A 251-nucleotide genomic window follows, 5' to 3' on the forward strand; every position below is an offset into this window, starting at 1 on the left:
TCCCCAACTCGCCCCACCACCCCCTCGCATCCAAGGAGCACCCATGATCACCCTCGCCGTCTTCGACATGGCCGGCACCACCATCGACGACGGCGGAGCCGTCTACGAGGCGCTGCGGCGCGCGGTCGAGGAGACCGGTGTCATGGTCTCCCCCGCCGACCTGCAGACCTGGATGGGCACCGAGAAGCGCTCGGCCATCACGGCCCTCATCGAGCTCGGCTGCGGCGACCCCACCACCCCGCAGGCGCTGG

At 70.9% G+C, this 251-nt stretch carries 1 pseudogene; it reads left to right on the plus strand.

What is annotated here, in order from left to right:
- Nucleotides 1–43: 43 nt before the first annotated feature.
- Nucleotides 44–251, plus strand: a pseudogene (locus AMS65_RS00225) (phosphonatase-like hydrolase); the annotation flags it as partial.

It is taken from the genome of Leucobacter celer subsp. astrifaciens, assembly GCF_001273835.1.
Lineage (GTDB): Bacteria > Actinomycetota > Actinomycetes > Actinomycetales > Microbacteriaceae > Leucobacter > Leucobacter celer.